Origin of the sequence: Acinetobacter pullicarnis (assembly GCF_006352475.1) — a bacterium.
Taxonomy (GTDB): Bacteria; Pseudomonadota; Gammaproteobacteria; order Pseudomonadales; family Moraxellaceae; genus Acinetobacter; species Acinetobacter pullicarnis.
The window spans coordinates 1,111,759-1,129,842 of the sequence record NZ_VCMZ01000001.1; the positions used below are offsets into that span (position 1 = coordinate 1,111,759).

Genomic DNA, 18,084 nt, shown 5'->3' on the forward strand with positions numbered 1-18,084 from the left:
AATTTAATCCCTATTTTAAGCCTTGATAAGGCCTTAAGTTACTTGGCTTAATATTTTTTCAGCTTTTGCAATAATTGGTTTATCAATCATTTTGCCATGTAAACTGATGGTTTGGCCTTGATTGGCTTGCACTGCATCCAGTACTTCAATCGCCCATTGAATTTCGGCTTGCGTTGCTTTAAATGCATCATTGACGATATTGACCTGACGGGGATGGATGCATAACTTGGCTTGGAAACCGAGTTTTTTAGCTTGCAGCGTTTCAGTCTTGATCAGATCGGTATTGGAAAAATCGGCAGTGACACCATCGATAGGACTGTCTAAACCTGCTAGTTTGGATGCCAGCACGATCCTATTGCGGAAATACAACAATTCGAGAAAATCACCCTGCATATCCATTTCCAGTTGGAAGTCGATTGAACCGAACATTAAGGCTTTAACACCTGAAAAATGTGCGATCTTCTCTACGCTGGACATCCCATAAGGGGTTTCGATAATGGGATAAATCGCCAGTTCACGAACCTGTTGGATTGCAGTAAATGCCAGCTCATGCTCTGCCTTAGGCAGTATAATCGCACTGACATTGGCAAATTGAGCCAGTTGAATATCTGCTGCAAACCATTCGGTATCAAAAGCATTGACTCGAATCATGACTTTAAATTCTGGATGCTGAATGAGCCATTGTTTGAGTATTTCACGGGCTGTAACTTTGAGTGCGATTGGCACCGCATCTTCTAAGTCAATAATGACTGCATCCGTCCCGCTTTGAAGCGCTTTAAGATAGCGCTCATTGCGGTTCGCGGGAACAAATAAAAACGAACGATAGTGAGTCTGCATTTTATTGATCCCGCTTTTTTAAAATGAACGTGGTAAGTCGAGCAGATGTTCTGCAACATAACTTAAAATCAAATTGGTCGAAATCGGTGCCACCTGATACAAGCGTGTTTCACGGAATTTACGCTCGATGTCATATTCATTGGCAAAGCCAAAGCCGCCGTGGAATTGTAGACAGGCATTGGCTGCTTCCCAGCTCGATTTTGCAGCCAAATATTTTGCCATATTGGCTTCAGCACCGCAGGCTTGGCCATTGTCAAACAACTCACAAGCACGAAAACGCATTAAGTTGGCAGCTTCAATTTCAATAAATGACTCTGCCAGCGGAAATTGTACTCCTTGGTTTTGCCCAATCGGACGACCAAAGACTTCTCGGTCTTTAACATAAGTTGTGGCGCGTTGCATGAACCAATACCCATCTCCGATACATTCTGCCGCAATTAAAGTCCGCTCAGCGTTGAGGCCATCCAGAATATAACGGAAGCCTTTTCCTTCCTCACCAATGAGTTGGGTCTCCGGAATTTCTAAGTTTTCAAAAAATAGCTCATTGGTTTCGTGATTGACCATATTGGGAATTGGGCGAACAATCATGCCCGATTGCATGGCTTCTTTAATGTTGACCATGAAAATAGACATCCCTTCAGATTTCTTTTTCACGTCAGCAAGTGGCGTGGTACGCGCAAGTAAAATCATCCAATCACTGTGTTGTACGCGAGAAATCCAAACTTTTTGACCATTAATCACATAACGGTCGCCTTTTTTGACTGCTGTGGTACGAATTTTTGTGGTATCTGTTCCAGTCGTTGGCTCGGTGACGGCCATTGACTGTAAGCGCCATTCTCCCGTTGCAATTTTGGGTAAATAGAATTCTTTTTGTGCCTGTGAACCATGACGCAGTAAGGTGCTCATGTTATACATCTGTCCATGGCACGCGCCAGAATTGCCACCACTGCGGTTAATTTCCTCCATGACCACAGAAGCTTCAGCAAGACCAAGCCCTGAACCACCATACTCTTCAGGAATCATGGCTGCTAACCAGCCAGCATTGGTCAAGGCGTCAACAAATTCTTCAGGATAAGCTTTGTCTTCATCTATTTTACGATGGTATTCATCTGGGAATTGAGCACACAAGGCACGTACTGCGTCACGAATTTCCATATAATTATTGATGCTGGTTTTCATTTGATGTCCTTATCTAGAGGCTTGAACTTGTTTTGATCATATATTGTTATTTAATCGAATTTAAAATAGTATATTTTGATGGAATAGATACTAAAAAATCATCGCAATGGACATTAAACAATTACGAACCTTTATTACCATCTTAGAAACTGAGAATTTAACCAAGGCCGCGCATCTGTTGAATATTGTGCAGCCTGCTGTAACACGTCAAATCCAACTTCTTGAAGAAGAGCTTGGTGTACGATTATTCAAACGCTCACGTCATGGCATGGCTTTAACTGACGATGGGAGAGTCCTTGAACCCTATGCTAGACGGGTTTTAGACGAAATCGAAAGTGCCAAACTTGAGTTAACCAGTCTCAAAGGAATTGTGCGTGGCAAAGTCCATATTGGGGTGTTGTCGAGCATTAGTGAGCTGCTTTCGAGTTTGCTGATGAATTTAATCAAGGAAAAATACCCAGAAGTCCAAGTCAAAATATCGGTTGGTTATTCAGGACATTTAAAAGCGTGGTTAGAAGCTGGCGATATCGATTTGGCCCTAATGTATGATGCGATGCCATCGAAGTTGATTGAATTAACGCCCTTGGTTAAAGAGTCTTTGTTTTTAATTGGCTCGGTGCACACCCAATTAAAAGAACATCAGCCTTTAAAATTTAATCAAATTGATCAATTCCCATTGATCCTGCCATTTCATCCACATCGATTACGCTCCCTGATTGAACAAGTATTTAATCAAAATGGCAGTGAGCTGAATATTTATGCGGAAACCAATGACTTAAACGTTCAAAAACAATTGGTCATGCAGAATTTTGGCTATACCATTTTACCTTTGGTTGCTGTGAAAAATGAATATTTACGCGGAGAAGTACAGGTTGCACCGATTGCAGATCCTGCATTTTCACGGGTGGTGACTTTGGCTCAGCATTCGACTCGAAATATTCCTAAACATTTACGGATTATTGCGCAGGAAATCATTGCCTGTGTGGGACAATCCGTGCAGGAAAAGAAATGGCCACAAGCCGAATGGATTCATCAAGAATAGACTTAATGATCAGCGAGCTTAACTTTAAGTAATACTGATCACTTATAAATTCACGCACTTGCCTTAGTTCAGAGGAGATGAGGATGAACTACTTTGCAGAGGATCCCTTTTAGGTAATGTTACCTAGGAGGAAGGATGAAAAAACTGAAATTTCAGTATCAAAAAGCCATACAAAGCACTCGGCATGAAAACTTTAGATTGATATATCCCAATGTTAAAAGTTCCATGCATAAAAAATTTAGTACACGGCAAGAAAGAGGTTTTTATTTTCTGCATATTATTGAATATAAAGATTATCCATTAAAAATCCGCGTCGCTCGTGGCAAAGGCTTGCCTCAACCTTAGGATGATTATCCAGCATTCGTTTATGATGTGGCGAAAAGCTGGAAGCACAATTCTAAACGTGCAAATCAGTACTACAGAGAACAGGAGCAAAATTAAAAAATGGGAACTTAATTGTTCCCATTTTTTAATTCGTAGAATAAATTTAAAATGCAATGAATAACCCTATCAGTATTTATAATATCTTTTAATACAATGCTTTAGGTCGGAAATGGCGAATTGGTCGGGTTATATTGATTTAAGAGGAGAAATTAGAGTGGATCGGAACGATTTAACCTAAGCTTGGGTAAATTCACCGAAAATACAGTAATTGAGATATGTTATTGGGAAATAAGGGGTTTCTGTTCTGTTGTTTGCGCATTGATCAAAAAAATAGATTATAATTTTCGCAATGCGAAACATTGAATGAAAAGAATTAGGCCTGTGACTATGACCAATCGAAATGAAACTGAACAAGCCGAAAAATTGCTGATGCCATTAAGGCACGAACTTTTGCATCCGATTGAAGACATGCAGGCTGAAGAAGATCGCCAATTCATTACAGCACTGGCCCGTGGTTTAGAATTATTACGTTGCTTCTCTGCCAAACAACCGCATTTGGGTAATCAGGAAATGTCTTTGATGACCGGTTTACCCAAGCCAACGATTACCCGTTTAACTCATACGCTGTCGCGTTTGGGCTATATTAAGCAAGTTCCCAATTCGAGTAAGTTTCAGCTTTCTGCTGGTGTATTGGCTTTTGGCTATTCAATGCTTTCGAATGTGTCGATCCGTTCAATTGCACAGCATTATATGAAGGATTTGGCGGATTACGCAGGTGCTGCAGTTGCTTTGGCGACACGTGATCGTTTAAACATGATTTATTTGGATGTGGTACAGGGCAAGGGCAACGTCACCATGCGTCGTCAAATTGGAACCTATTTGCCCATCCATTTAAGTGCAATGGGGCGTGCTTGTCTTGCTGCAATGCCAGAAGATGAACGTGAATTTTTATTAAATGCCATTCGGATCAAGCATAAAGAAGACTGGATGAAAATTAATCGTGATCTCGATAAGGCTTTTCGGGACTATCAAGATTTCGGTTATTGTTTTTCAATGGGTGAATGGCATAAAGACGTCAATGCAGTTGCAGTGCCATTATTACATGAGCAACATGGTTTACAGGTGTTTAACTGTGGTGGCCCAAGCTTTATTATGAAGCGTGAAAAAATTGAAGAAGATATTGCACCGCGTTTATTGCATATGGTGAACAATATTAAAACTGAGATTGGCTAAGTTGAATTAAAAGACGCCACGCGCTGATAAAAATAGATGCTGTACCTGGCGTTGCAGTACTTTGATTGGCGACATGCACGGCAGAAAGGGAGGCATAAATTACGATATTGGAATTGAGTTTTACTCTGCGGAACTGGTGGGTAAGGATGTTGAAATATAGATAGTGCAAGGCAAGGTCAGTCATATTGAGCATGCCCCTCAGTTATTCTTGCATAAGCGAAATATGACGAACAATATCGGATAAAAAATAGGGCTTTTATTGATCCACACTGGATGAAGATAATAACTGTTGGGTCTGGAGTAAATGGCGGGCAATTTCACCAATACTAATACGCTGATGCATGGCATGCTTTCGCAGTAAAGCAAAGGCCTGATCTTCAGTTAATGTTTGCAATTGCATCAATAATACTTTGGCTTTTTCAATATCAATGCGATCTGCCAGTTTGGTTTTGGTGTCATTTAAATCATTCAGTAGCTTTTGATAGTTTTTATAATGTTCCAGCGCAACTTTCACCAAGCTACCGAGCGTGTTGGGATTAATCTCATCGACGATATAGGTGGTGATGCCTGCTGCAACCGCAAGTTTAATACTCTGGGAATGGCAGTCTTGGGTAAAAAGAAGGGTGGGTAAATTAAACTGATGAATATCATTTTCAACCAATTCTAGTTGTGGATTGGTGAGGTTAAATAAAATCACATCAGCTGGCCATTGCTGTTGTGGGAGTAAGTTTTGATGATTCAGCACCAAGCAGGTAACGATCTCAAAATCAGATTGAGTCAATTTTTTCTGCGTCATTTGTGCGCGTTCAAGATCATCATCAATGAGTATTATTTTTAGTTTTGACATATAGACGCTACAACGAAATCTAATTTTTATAGACCGAAATAATAGCAAAATAAATGCCAGTCTAGCTCAGTGAATAATGATGAATACGGTCGTTTGCATGTTACTGCATTTCTGTATCGTCATGGTGCAAGCTGCGCTGGTTTTTATTTGAGGTCGCAATGCATGAGTCATTATCAGTGCTTTAGCGTGCATATTTTTTTGGCATAGTTAGTGCATTAACCCGGTGGAGTCAAAGAAGACTCAAACAAAATAATTGTGTGTAGACGGCCAACGACGTCCGTTCTGATCGAATTGTTATACAGCGATGTATAGCAGTACTGCAAGTACGTTCAGTTCCGGAAGGAGAAGCCAATGTCTTCAATTTTAAATGAAAATAAAGCAACCCGTATCAGTCTATTTAGTTTTAAAACGGCTGCAATGCGCGCCTTCCATATGAGTTGGCTCGCATTTTTTGTATGTTTCTTTGCATGGTTTGCCTGCGCACCGCTGATGCCAGTGATTGCAGGGGAGTTTAATCTGAGCAAAGACCAAATCGCCAACATTAATATTGCCGCTGTGGCAATTACCATTTTGGTTCGTCTAATTGTGGGGCCTTTATGTGACAAGTATGGCCCGCGTAAAAGTTATACCGCCTTATTGATCATCGGTAGCATTCCTGTTTTTGGGGTTGCTGCTGCGAACAGTTATGAATCCTTCTTATTCTTCCGGTTATTGATTGGGGCAATTGGCGCAAGCTTTGTTATCACTCAATACCATACCAGCATTATGTTTGCATCCAATGTGGTCGGTACAGCCAATGCGACCTCAGCCGGTTGGGGCAATGCAGGTGGCGGTGCGACTCAAGCCCTAATGCCTTTATTATTGTCCGCGCTGGTTATGTTTGGCGTTGAGCAAGCACTCGGTTGGCGAATTGCATTGTTGGTGCCAGGGATCATGATGCTTATCGTTGGGTGGATGTACTGGAAATATACCCAAGATTGTCCGCAAGGCAACTTCAAAGAATTGCGTGCGCAAGGCATCCAAGTCGGAAGTAATAAAAAAGGGGGCGTGGCAATTTTAATGCATGCCGCACGAAACTATCGCGTTTGGATTTTATTTGGGGCGTACGCTGCCTGTTTTGGAATTGAAATTTTTATCCATAACATCGTGGCCATGTATTACGTCGAGCACTTTAGCTTTGGTTTAAAAGAAGCTGGTTTAGCCGCAGGGATTTTTGGCTTACTGGCCCTTTTCGCTCGTGCACTCGGTGGCATTCTTTCCGATCAAGTCGCCTTAAAGCGCGGTTTGGATGGGCGAACCATCATCCTATTTGTCATGATTTTACTCGAAGGCTTCTTTTTGATTTTATTTTCAAAAATGCAGAGTCCAATGCTTGCCATTTTGATCATGACTTTATTCGCTTTATTTACCCATATGGCGTGCGGTGCAACCTATGCCTTGGTGCCCTTTATTGATCGTGAAGCCCTAGGTGGGGTCACTGGAATTATTGGTGCGGGTGGGAACGTTGGTGCTGTTGCTGCGGGATTCCTACTCAAGGGCATGCTGGATATTCAAAGTTGTTTGATGGTGCTTGGTGGTCTGGTGGTCATCGCAGCCATTTTTGTATTGATGATTCGGTTTTCGGTTGAGCATAAACGCAAAGAGCAGCAGCTATTTGAGCAGGCGGTCCGTGAGCGCCACCTGATGCTAGAAGCACAGAATTAAAAGATGGGCACTGAAATGACACCAAGTGCAGCCAAAAGAAAACAGCCACAGCAAGAACAAAAGCGTTGCAAGAAGCAAATCGCTATCGCAAAAAAGATGAGCAGGAGTCGCTAAAATGAAATTACTCATGATTGGTTATGGCATGGTCGGGCATAAATTCATTGAGTCTGTACTTGAGCATGCAGATGATGCGCTTGAAATTACCATTTTGGCTGAAGAGCCACGCATTGCCTATGATCGAGTGCACTTAACTGATTATTTTAATGGGAAAACGGCCAAGGATCTGTCTTTGGCTCGTGCAGATTTTGCCGATGCCTATGGCATTGATTTACGCTTAAATTGTAAAGCTACTGCCATTGATTGTGCCAATAAAACCGTTAGCACTGAAGATGGTGCACGATTCGACTATGACAAATTGGTGATTGCCACAGGCTCCTATGCCTTTGTGCCGCCCATTCAGGGCAATGATCGCGACAACTGTTTTGTGTATCGCACCATTGAAGACCTTGATGCGATTCGAGCTGCCAGTATGACTGCCAAGTCTGGCGTGGTGATTGGCGGTGGTTTACTGGGCTTGGAGGCTGCCAAGGCCTTATCTGATTTAAAACTTGAAACACATGTCGTTGAATTCGCACCACGTTTAATGGCGGTGCAAATTGATGATTTAGGTGCAAAAGTTTTGCGTACTAAAATTGAAGCGCTGGGTGTACAAGTGCATACCCAAAAACAAACCCAGTCGATTGAAGCGGGTGACAACAGCGTGCATCGACTGAAATGTGCAGATGGTTTTGAACTTGAAACGGATTTGATTTTATTTTCAGCTGGGATTCGTCCACGGGATGAATTGGCGCGTTTCAGTGGCTTAAAGATTGGGGAGCGTGGCGGCATTGTGATTAATGATCAATGCCAAAGCAGCGATGCTGATATTTATGCCATTGGTGAATGTGCCTTATGGGACAACAAGATTTATGGTTTGGTTGCGCCAGGTTATGAGATGGCACGGGTTGCAGCACAACATCTCTTTGAAAAAAATAAGACGGGGTTTGCGGGTGCGGATATGAGCACCAAGTTGAAATTAATGGGGGTCGATGTTGCTTCCATTGGCGATGCACATGCAATGACAGTTGGTGCTTTAAGTTATTTTTATGCAGATGAAGCGGCCATGATTTATAAAAAAATTGTGGTCAATGCCGAGAAAACCCAACTCTTGGGTGCGGTATTGGTTGGATGTGCCAAAGAATACAATCACTTATTGCAAATGATGCTCAACGATTTAGCGCTGCCAGAGCAACCTGAAAGTTTGATCATGCCAGCCTTTGCCCAAGGAGCGGTTGCGGCTGAGGGCAGTGCTATTGATGCCTTACCAGAGAGTGCGGTGTTGTGTTCTTGCAACAACGTTTCCAAGGCTGATCTTTGCCAAGCCATTGTCGCGGGTTCAACCTCATTGGGAGCACTAAAAAAGTGCACAAACGCTGCTAGTAGCTGTGGTGGCTGCACGCCATTGGTCACACAAGTTTTAAAGTCTGAATTACAACGGCAAGGCGTTACGGTGAACAACCACTTATGTGAGCATTTTGCCTATTCACGCCAAGGCTTATATCACTTGATTCGGGTCAACCAAATTAAAAGCTTTGATGATTTGATGATGCAATATGGTCAGGGATTGGGTTGCGATATTTGTAAGCCGACCGTGGCGAATATTTTGGCCTCATGTTGGAACGATTTTGTATTAAAGCCGGATCATGCCGGTTTACAAGACAGCAATGACTATTATCTTGGCAACATTCAAAAAGATGGTTCTTATTCGGTGGTCCCTCGAATCGCAGGAGGTGAGATTACCCCAGAAGGATTAATCTGCATCGGACAGGTGGCAAAAAAATATAACTTGTATACCAAAATTACAGGTGGGCAGCGCATCGACATGTTTGGTGCACAAGTCCATCAATTGCCTCATATTTGGGAGGAATTGATCGAAGCTGGTTTTGAGTCAGGTCATGCCTATGGCAAATCCTTACGTACCGTAAAGTCTTGTGTCGGCAGTAACTGGTGTCGTTATGGGGTCGATGATTCGGTTGCGTTGGCCATCTATTTAGAGAATCGTTATAAGGGCTTACGCTCACCACATAAATTAAAAATGGCCGTGTCGGGTTGTACCCGTGAATGTGCCGAAGCACAAAGTAAAGATGTGGGCATTATCGCCACAGAAAAGGGCTGGAACTTGTATGTCTGCGGCAATGGCGGTATGCGTCCACGCCATGCAGAACTGTTGGCCTCAGACCTCGATACCCAAACTTTAATTGCGTATATCGATCGCTTGTTTATGTTTTATATCGAAACTGCAGATCGCTTGCAGCGTACCAGTGTTTGGCGTGACAACTTAGAGGGTGGTTTGGATTATTTGAAAGCCGTGATTGTTGATGATCGCTTGGGCTTGGCGACGGAACTTGAGGCGCGGATGGCGCATGTGGTGGGTAGCTATCAAGATGAATGGCGTACAGCAATTGAAGATCCAGACATCCGTAAACGCTTTAAAACCTTCATTAATACCGATGCACAACAAGATCCACATATCCAATTCAGTCAGGAACGTGGGCAAATCCGCCCAAAAACGACTGCGGAACGTGACGAAAAACGAATTTCAGTGGTCGAAGCTTAAAGCCAAAGCGACAAATCACGAGTATGGAGTAATAACATGACGATTGGATCAGATCGACACCCAGACCAAAAACAAACGCTCGCACAAGAGCGCGAACGAGAAAAACAAATTGAAGTGGTCGATGAAATAGAGTCACCAGCTCGACCAGAATGGTTTGCAGTGTGTCACGTTGACGAAATCACTCCAAATACTGGGGTTACGGTAATGTTGCATGGTATCCAAATTGCGATCTTCCGCGTAGGCGATGAGCAGCGGGTGTATGCGTTGAGCCAACAAGATCCCTTTAGCCAAGCCTATGTGATGTCACGCGGTATTTTAGGTGATCTGCAAGGCGAACGTGTGGTGGCCTCTCCGATTTATAAGCAGCATTTTAGTTTGGCAACTGGACGCTGCCTCGAAGACTCAACCCAGAAGATTTTGGTATTTCCGAGCAAGATCGTACAAGGCCAAGTGTGGGTCAGTCCCACTCCTCAAAAGACCTATATTACGGGTGCTTCGATTGAAACAGCGAAATTAAAGCTGGTCATCATCGGCAACGGTTTGGCTGGGATGCGTTGCCTTGAAGAAGTTTTAGAAATGGCACCGGAGCGATATGACATTACGCTGATTGCTGCTGAAGCTGGCAGTAGTTATAACCGTATTTTATTGTCTCCTGTATTGGCTGGCGAAAAAAGTGAGGCAGACATTCAGCAGCATTCAGCTGCATGGTATGCAGAACAAAATATTCAATTGCTGGAAGCTGATGCTGTGGTCAAAATCAATCGCCAACTGAAACAAGTGCATACCGAATCTGGCCAAGTGGTGATTTATGATCGTTTGGTATTGGCAACAGGTTCAAAGTCTTATCTACCCGATATTGCAGGGGTAAATTTACAAGGGGTGATGACATTCCGCACCTTGGCTGATGTACATGAGATGCTTGGTTATGCTCAGCAGAAGAACAGTGCAGTCGTGATTGGCGGTGGTTTGCTTGGTCTCGAAGCAGCCTATGGGCTAAAACAACGAGGGATGCAGGTGACCGTGTTGCAAATGTCAGATCGCTTGATGAATCAGCAACTTGACCAGCGTGCCAGTCAGCTACTCAAACAACATCTACAACAACTCGGTATTCAGGTTTTGACTGACGTACAGACCACTGCACTGCTTGGTGTAGAAGGGCAGATTAGTCAGGTTTGTTTGCAGGATGGTCGGATTTTGGATGCCGAATTGGTGGTTTTTGCAGTGGGTATTCGTCCGAATATTGCCTTAGCACAAAGTGCGGGTTTGCGCTGTCATCGTGGAATTTTAGTCAATGACACTTTGCAAACTTATGATCCGAGTATTTATGCGGTCGGTGAGTGTATTGAGCATCGTGGGAAAACTTTTGGTTTGGTGGAACCGCTTTGGGGACAGGCATTTATTTGCGCCAGCCATTTAGCTGAGCAGGGTCGCTTAAGTTTTAAAGCTGTCAGCGTGCCGGTCCAGTTAAAAGTCACAGGTGTTGAGGTTTTTTCAGTAGGAGAAATTGAACCATCTCAACCATTTGAAGACATTATTTTAAATGATGAACAACGCCAGATCTATAAACGCATCATTATTCAAGATCATAAAGTGATTGGTGCCGTACTGTTTGGCGATACCGAAGATGGGGCATGGTATGCCGAGTTGATTAGCGCAGAAACGTCTATCCAGTCTATACGGCATAAGCTGCTGTTTGGTCGAGATTTTGCCTTTAAGAATGCCAGTTAAATCCACATCATGCCAAGATCAGGAGGCAAAATGAATCAGATTGCTGTTGTGGATTTAGACTGTGGCACACCCGATTCCCCCTTGACTGAGAAAGCAATAGCGACAACCTGCCCATATTGTGGGGTGGGCTGTGGGGTGATTGCTCAGGTGAGTCAAGGCAAACAGGGGCAAGTGGTACAGGTGCACGGTGATCCTAAGCATCCTGCAAATCATGGCAAGTTGTGTATCAAAGGGCAAAATTTGGCAGATACGCTCGGTTTGAACACACGGCTACTCAACCCGATGTTGGGACGTGAAAGCCAGCGCCAAGTGACGACTTGGGATCGGGCAGTTACGCGGATTGCTGAGAAATTTCAAGCATGTATTGACCAATATGGACGCGACAGTATTGCCTTTTATGTTTCCGGTCAGTTACTGACAGAAGACTATTATGTGGTCAATAAATTGGTCAAAGGCTACTTGGGGACGGCCAATATTGATACCAACTCTAGGTTATGCATGTCATCTGCCGTTGCGGCACATAAACGTGCATTTGGTGAAGATATCGTTTCAGCCCGTTATGCCGATTTTGAACAGACTGAAATGGTGGTGTTGGTGGGTTCAAATACGGCCTGGTGCCATCCGGTGTTATATCAACGGATCATGCAAGCCAAAGCTCAGCGCGATATTTTTGTAGTGGTGGTTGATCCACGTTTTACCAGCAGTTGTGAGGCTGCCGATTTACATCTACCTATTTTACCCGGTCAAGATGTGGCTTTATTTAATGGCCTATTGCAGTATCTATCGCAACATGGCCATGCTGATCTCGAATTTATTCAACAACATACGCAGGACTTGGCGCAGGCCCTTGCCAGTAGTCAAACCGAAGCCTACATCATGGATGTGGTTCAGCGTACTGGTATTTCACTCGAAAAATTACAGCAGTTTTATCAACGTTTTGCTGAAACAGGCAAAGTCATGACGCTATTTTCAATGGGGGTAAATCAGTCTTCACAAGGGGTGAATAAAGCCAATAGCATTATCAATTGCCACTTATTAACCGGCAAAATAGGCAAAGTTGGCGCGGCTGCTTTTTCAATGACCGGTCAGCCCAATGCGATGGGGGGCCGAGAAGTGGGCGGGCTTGCCAATATGCTGGCAGCACATTTGGAGTTAGATCAGCCAGCGCATCGTCAATTGGTACAAGATTTTTGGCAAAGCCCTTATATTGCAGATCGGGCTGGTCTTAAAGCCGTTGATTTATTCCATGCCGTTGAGCAGCAACAGATTAAAGCCATTTGGATTATGGCAACCAATCCAGTAATGAGTATGCCTGATGCCGATCAAGTCAAACGTGCCTTGGCACAATGTGAATTTGTGGTGGTATCCGATGTTTGTCACAACACAGATACTACCGCCTATGCCGATGTGCTGTTGCCAGCCTTGGCATGGGGCGAAAAGCAAGGGACGGTCAGCAATTCGGAGCGATGTATTTCCAGACAACGGGCCTTTTTAGCACCGCCGGAACAAGCCAAAGCAGATTGGTGGGCCATTTGCCAAGTGGCACAGCGCTTAGGTTTTCAAGGCTTTGCCTTTCAAAATAGCCATGAAATCTTTATTGAACATGCCAAACTATCTAGTGCGCAAAACTCAGATTTAGCGCATCGTGCTGAAACACCACATTTTCGATATTTTAATTTAAAGGGCTTAAGTGAGCTTAGCTTAAAACAATACGATGAACTGCAACCGACACAATGGCCCGTTTGGGAACCACAGCAGCCTGTTGAACACGCTCATCGACTTTATACCAATGGACAATTTAGCCATCGCAATGGCAAAGCCAGATTCATCGCGACATCGGTGAAGGATCCAGTACATTCGGTTTCGAAGGATTATCCCTTAATTTTGAATACAGGACGTATTCGTGATCAATGGCATAGCATGAGTCGCACAGGCTTATCTGCAACGCTCAGTAGTCATCGGGCGGAACCCTATTGCGAGATTCATCCTCAAGATGCACTGAAGTATGGGGTCAGAGATACCGCCTTGTTGCAGCTCGAATCGCAGTGGGGCCGCTGTATTTTACGTGTGCAATGTAGTGAAAATATTCGTCGAGGGCAAGTTTTTGTACCGATGCATTGGAGCGATCAATTTGCTTCAGATGCACGGATTGGCAAAGTCGTGAATCCGGTGGTTGATGCCATTTCAGGTGAGCCCGAATTTAAACACACTCCCGTGCTGATTCAGCCCTTTGCCACCGAATGGCAAGCCGTGTTTTATTTACGGCATGGTTTTGAGCACCTTGGAAAGCAACTTATTGATCAATGCAGTTGGTGGTGCAAGATCAATACTGCACATGCGGTGCGTTATGAACTGGCAGATCGTCACAAACTCAGTCAGATGACCACCCAACTCAAGTGCTTACTGCCGTTTCATCAGCAAGGCTTTGAATGGCTCAGTTTGCAAGATCCAGCAGCTCAGATCAGCCATACCGTGATTTTATTGGCAGGACAATTGATTGCCTGCCTGTATATTGCACCGGCAGAATTGTTACCTGATCGAGATTGGGTCGCCAATTTATTTAAACGTCAGCGTCTGAGTGCAACTCATCGCAAGGCGTTGTTGGCAGGTCAGTCGATGTCATTGAGTCATCCACAAGGCCCATTGGTATGTAGCTGTTTTAAAGTTGGGAAAAATCGCATTGTTGAAGCGATCCAAAGTCAACAGTTAACCGATGAGAAGCAAGTGACGGCATGCTTAAAAGCGGGTGGAAATTGTGGTTCATGCCTCCCTGAAATTCGTGGCTTGATCAAAGCGTGTCAGTTGGAGGTGATGCAATGAGCGCAAAGAAAATCACGGTAAAACATGTAACAAGCAACTCACTTGAACAGACGCAAGCCTACCCTGTGACCGAACTGGTTATTTTGGCAGGTGGTCAAGCACAACGTATGAATGGCATGAATAAGTTGTTGCAGATTTTTGATCAAGAGCGTCAGCTGCTTAAAATCTATAAACATTTCAAATCAGAAGTGGCACAGGTATGGGTCAATAGCCATCGGGATCATTCTATTTATCGGCACTTAGTCAGCAATATTTGTTGTTATGCAGATGATATTGCAGGATTTCTAGGCCCATTGATGGGCATGAAAAGTGCGTGGTCCCATCTAAAAAGTGACTATGTGCTATTTGTCCCATGTGACATAACCTATATCGCAGCGGAAGTTCTGTTGAAACTACATCAAACGTTGGCGAGTCATCCTTTGGCACAGGTGGCTTATGTGGAGATGAATGCAAAGGCATTGTATCCATTTTGTTTATTAAAACGCAGCAGTTTGCCTGTGTTAATACAACACCTTGAACATCCCGATCAGAAGCAGCGCAGCCTCAAACATTGCTTTCAAGCTTTACATGCACAAGTGTTGAAAATTCAACATCATGCCTTGCAGTTTCACAGTATTAACTCTTGGGATGAGCTGCATCAATATCGACTGCTTAATTCGATTGCTTAGGCTGAGCATCAGTTGTAAATGCTGGCAATCGAGAGCAAATCGATGAATTAAAAAGAGGATTTGTTGCGCGCATGTTTTACAGCACATTGGCATTGGAATAGTTATTGCAGATCTTCAATTAACAATAAAGGGCATGATCAGCGATCTCAATTGACCGCAGCGCTGTGCACCAAGCCTAACAATGGATATGTGCAATGAATATACGGATGCAACCTTCAAACGCGCCTACTTTTGTCGATCAATTTGCGCGTCATAAACATAAACTCAGAATTTCTGTGACAGATCGCTGCAATTTTAAATGTCTCTATTGCATGCCTGAACATCCGCAATGGACATCTAAAAAGCAGCTGCTGAGTTGGGATGAACTTTATCAATTTTGTGATTTTATGGTGCGCCGTGGTATTGAACAGATTCGTATTACGGGGGGAGAACCGTTATTACGCCATGGTGTGGTGCATTTTGTTGAAAAATTACAATCACTCAGGGCTTATGGGCTAAAACGGATCTCGATGACCAGCAATGCGCACTATTTAAAAACACATGCTGTGGCATTAAAACAAGCAGGCCTAGATGATTTGAACATTAGTTTGGATAGCCTTGATCCCATACAGTTTAAGCAATTAACACAAAAAGATTTAGCTCCAGTGATTGAGGGGATTGCTGCTGCACAGGCTGCTGGTCTGAAAATCAAAATCAATACCGTATTAATTCAAGGTCTCAACGATAATCAAATTTTACCTTTGGCGCATTGGTCAATTCAGCAACAGGTTTTATTGCGGTTTATTGAGTTTATGCCTTTGGATGGTGATCAAAAGTGGTCGAGGCAGCAAGTGGTGAGTGAGCAAGAAATTCTCAATCAGTTAAGCCAAGATTTTAAGCTTGATCAACTTAGGCAAACAGGTGCAGATCCAGCACGGCATTATCAAATCAATGGCCATCCTATTGCGATTATTTCGACAATAACCCATTCATTTTGCGATCGTTGTGATCGTATTCGATTAACGGCAACAGGTGAGTTGTACCACTGTCTTTTTGCCACCCAGAGCCTGAATATCAAAGCCGAGATTCAGCAATTACATCAATTAAATGTGCAGCAAGAACAGGCGTTAACCCAATCTATTGCGACTTATATTTGGCATAAAAAAGCAGGCTATGCTGCGATTCAACAAGCACAACGCGCAGAACAAGGCATAAGAAAAATTAGCATGCATATGCTTGGAGGCTGAGATGCAGAACATTACCATTAAAATACAAGGCTATGGTGCGATTGAGCGCGAACTCCCTGCAGATCTAAGCGTGCAATGTCAGATGGCTACGCCAGTGGCGGAGGTTATTCATTTTATCGCACTGGCCTATCCAGATGCGGCTGCTTTGCTCAAGTGTTGTGCCTGCGCAATTGAGGACAACATGATTTCACGTCAAACCGAACTGAATACAGATCGCACTTTAGTGCTGCTGTCACCTGTGGCAGGAGGTTAAGATGCAGCTATTCAAGCAATTTTTACGGATTCAAGACACCGCTTTAAGTGCCGATCAATTTGATGATATTCAGGTTTTTCCTGAATGTGGCGGCATTGCACAGTTTGTGGGTACGGTGCGTAATCATCAGGCAGGGCGCTCAGTGATGGCGCTAAAATATACAGCCTATATTCCAGTGGCTGAAAAAATGATTGTCCAAATTGAGCAGGAAATTCAACAACAATATGATGTTGCTTATGTCCGAGTGATTCATCGGATTGGGATGCTGGCGATTGGCGAAAAAGCGATTATGGTGATTGCCTATGCAGCGCATCGTCGTGAGGCTTTTGCAGCTTGTGAAGCAGCAGTTGAACGGGTCAAGCACGAAGTGCCTATTTGGAAAGAACAGTTTTATAGAGATGGCAGCAGTGAGTATGTTGCTGGTTGCTGTATCGCCAAAGATCAAAAATAGCCGCGGGCTTAGGGCATTGTGTGTCACTAGCTGGCTCGGATTGATCAAGGTGATATCGATGTTAGAGTCGGAAAATGCCCCAGTCGGGTTCGATAAAACGTCTAATAAAAATAAGGATAGATGGAGGATCTCATGAAAAATATCGGAATGAAAACAGAAAGCTATCGAACTGCAGTGGCGACGGGTGTGGTCCACGCACCAGCGCACTGCATTGAACTTTTACGAAATGGCAATACTGAAAAAGGGGATGCCTTAAAAACAGCACGGATTGCCGGAATTTTGGCGGCAAAACGGACTGATGAGCTTATTCCGCTCTGTCATCCATTGCCGATTTATCGTGCTGATGTCGAATTCGAACTGTTTGAAAAACATGTGGCAATTATTGCTACAGTTGAAACGATTGGTCAGACCGGAGTTGAGATGGAAGCGCTAACAGCAGTCAGTCTGGCAGGCTTAACGCTCTATGACATGCTCAAGCCACACTGTGAGTCACAAGATTTAAGCTTAGATCAATGTAAATTACTGGCAAAACAAGGGGGGAAGTCCCATTTTAGTCAGGTGCTTAAACACCCTTTGGCAGCATCGATTATTGTGTTATCCGATACTGTTGCAGCGGGTCGAAAACCCGATACTGCGGGTCAAAATGTCTTAGAAATCTTGCAGCAGGCCAATTTTAGTAATATTGCTTATTACATTTTGCCAGATGATCCAGAACAACTATTGGAGCTGATTGATCAGCAGGTAAATCACTATCCACTGATCTTAACCATTGGTGGAACAGGGCTTGGGCCAAAAGACTTAACCGTTGAAACCATACAGCCCTTACTTGATAGAGAAATCCCCGGATTGATGGAAGCGGCGCGTAATTTTGGACAAAAACGAACGCCTTATGCGGCACTCAGTCGAGGAATTGCTGGATATATTGATCAAACCTTATTAATGACGTTACCAGGGAGTCGACAAGGGGCGAAAGAGTCGCTGGTGGCTGTACTGCCAGCATTAATACATTTATTTGATGTACAACAGAATATTCCACATATCGGGGGGTATGCCTAA

General features: G+C 43.7%; 15 protein-coding genes and 1 pseudogene. 12 read left to right on the top strand and 4 right to left on the bottom strand.

Annotation, left to right across the window (positions count from 1 at the left end; translation table 11 throughout):
• Nucleotides 1-33: 33 nt before the first annotated feature.
• Together FD716_RS04720 and FD716_RS04725 are read right to left on the bottom strand one after the other, a co-directional pair.
• Complete coding sequence (locus FD716_RS04720; protein ID WP_139851203.1) at nt 34-837, bottom strand: HpcH/HpaI aldolase/citrate lyase family protein; 804 nt, start codon at nt 835-837, stop codon at nt 34-36.
• An 18-nt stretch (nt 838-855) separates the two neighbouring features.
• A complete protein-coding gene (locus FD716_RS04725; RefSeq protein ID WP_139851204.1) occupies nt 856-2,016 on the bottom strand; it encodes an acyl-CoA dehydrogenase family protein in 1,161 nt (386 codons plus the stop codon).
• A 106-nt stretch (nt 2,017-2,122) separates the two neighbouring features.
• Between FD716_RS04725 and FD716_RS04730 the strand changes: the two genes are divergently transcribed.
• The 3 genes and pseudogenes from FD716_RS04730 to FD716_RS04740 all read left to right on the top strand — a co-directional run bounded on the left by FD716_RS04730 (nt 2,123) and on the right by FD716_RS04740 (nt 4,675).
• Nucleotides 2,123-3,058: a LysR family transcriptional regulator gene (locus FD716_RS04730; protein ID WP_139851205.1), complete on the top strand. Its 936-nt coding sequence runs from the start codon at nt 2,123-2,125 to the stop codon at nt 3,056-3,058.
• 135 nt (nt 3,059-3,193) lie between these two features.
• A pseudogene (locus FD716_RS04735) lies at nt 3,194-3,499 on the top strand (hypothetical protein).
• A gap of 330 nt (nt 3,500-3,829) precedes the next feature.
• Nucleotides 3,830-4,675, top strand: a complete 846-nt coding sequence (locus tag FD716_RS04740) for an IclR family transcriptional regulator (protein WP_139851206.1) — start codon at nt 3,830-3,832, stop codon at nt 4,673-4,675.
• Here FD716_RS04740 and FD716_RS04745 read toward each other — a convergent pair.
• Nucleotides 4,656-4,859, bottom strand: a complete 204-nt coding sequence (locus FD716_RS04745; protein WP_139851207.1) for a hypothetical protein — start codon at nt 4,857-4,859, stop codon at nt 4,656-4,658. The two genes, FD716_RS04740 and FD716_RS04745, sit on opposite strands and share 20 nt — an antisense overlap.
• Before the next feature lie 72 nt (nt 4,860-4,931).
• Nucleotides 4,932-5,522 carry an ANTAR domain-containing response regulator gene (locus tag FD716_RS04750; RefSeq protein WP_139851208.1) on the bottom strand — a complete coding sequence of 197 codons (591 nt, stop codon included), beginning with the start codon at nt 5,520-5,522 and terminating at the stop codon, nt 4,932-4,934.
• 351 nt (nt 5,523-5,873) lie between these two features.
• Between FD716_RS04750 and FD716_RS04755 the strand changes: the two genes are divergently transcribed.
• The 9 genes from FD716_RS04755 (at nt 5,874) to moaCB (ending at nt 18,084) form a co-directional block, all read left to right on the top strand.
• Nucleotides 5,874-7,226 carry an MFS transporter gene (locus tag FD716_RS04755; RefSeq protein ID WP_139851209.1) on the top strand — a complete coding sequence of 451 codons (1,353 nt, stop codon included), beginning with the start codon at nt 5,874-5,876 and terminating at the stop codon, nt 7,224-7,226.
• Between the two features lie 115 nt (nt 7,227-7,341).
• Complete coding sequence (nirB, locus tag FD716_RS04760) at nt 7,342-9,882, top strand: nitrite reductase large subunit NirB (protein ID WP_139851210.1); 2,541 nt, start codon at nt 7,342-7,344, stop codon at nt 9,880-9,882.
• 108 nt (nt 9,883-9,990) lie between these two features.
• Entirely contained in the window at nt 9,991-11,610 is a 1,620-nt protein-coding gene (gene nirD, locus FD716_RS04765; RefSeq protein ID WP_407641918.1) for a nitrite reductase small subunit NirD, read from the top strand.
• A gap of 30 nt (nt 11,611-11,640) precedes the next feature.
• Entirely contained in the window at nt 11,641-14,430 is a 2,790-nt protein-coding gene (locus tag FD716_RS04770) for a nitrate reductase (protein WP_139851212.1), read from the top strand.
• Nucleotides 14,427-15,098: a molybdenum cofactor guanylyltransferase gene (gene mobA / locus FD716_RS04775; RefSeq protein WP_139851213.1), complete on the top strand. Its 672-nt coding sequence runs from the start codon at nt 14,427-14,429 to the stop codon at nt 15,096-15,098. The genes FD716_RS04770 and mobA overlap by 4 nt, the downstream gene beginning before the upstream one ends.
• Nucleotides 15,099-15,292: 194 nt before the next feature.
• Nucleotides 15,293-16,324: a GTP 3',8-cyclase MoaA gene (moaA, locus tag FD716_RS04780; RefSeq protein WP_139851214.1), complete on the top strand. Its 1,032-nt coding sequence runs from the start codon at nt 15,293-15,295 to the stop codon at nt 16,322-16,324.
• 1 nt (nt 16,325) lies between these two features.
• Entirely contained in the window at nt 16,326-16,577 is a 252-nt protein-coding gene (locus FD716_RS04785) for a MoaD/ThiS family protein (protein WP_139851215.1), read from the top strand.
• Nucleotide 16,578: 1 nt separating this feature from the next.
• On the top strand, nt 16,579-17,028 hold the full coding sequence (locus FD716_RS04790) for a molybdenum cofactor biosynthesis protein MoaE (RefSeq protein ID WP_139851216.1): 450 nt from the start codon (nt 16,579-16,581) through the stop codon (nt 17,026-17,028).
• 132 nt (nt 17,029-17,160) lie between these two features.
• Entirely contained in the window at nt 17,161-18,084 is a 924-nt protein-coding gene (moaCB, locus tag FD716_RS04795) for a bifunctional molybdenum cofactor biosynthesis protein MoaC/MoaB (protein ID WP_139851217.1), read from the top strand.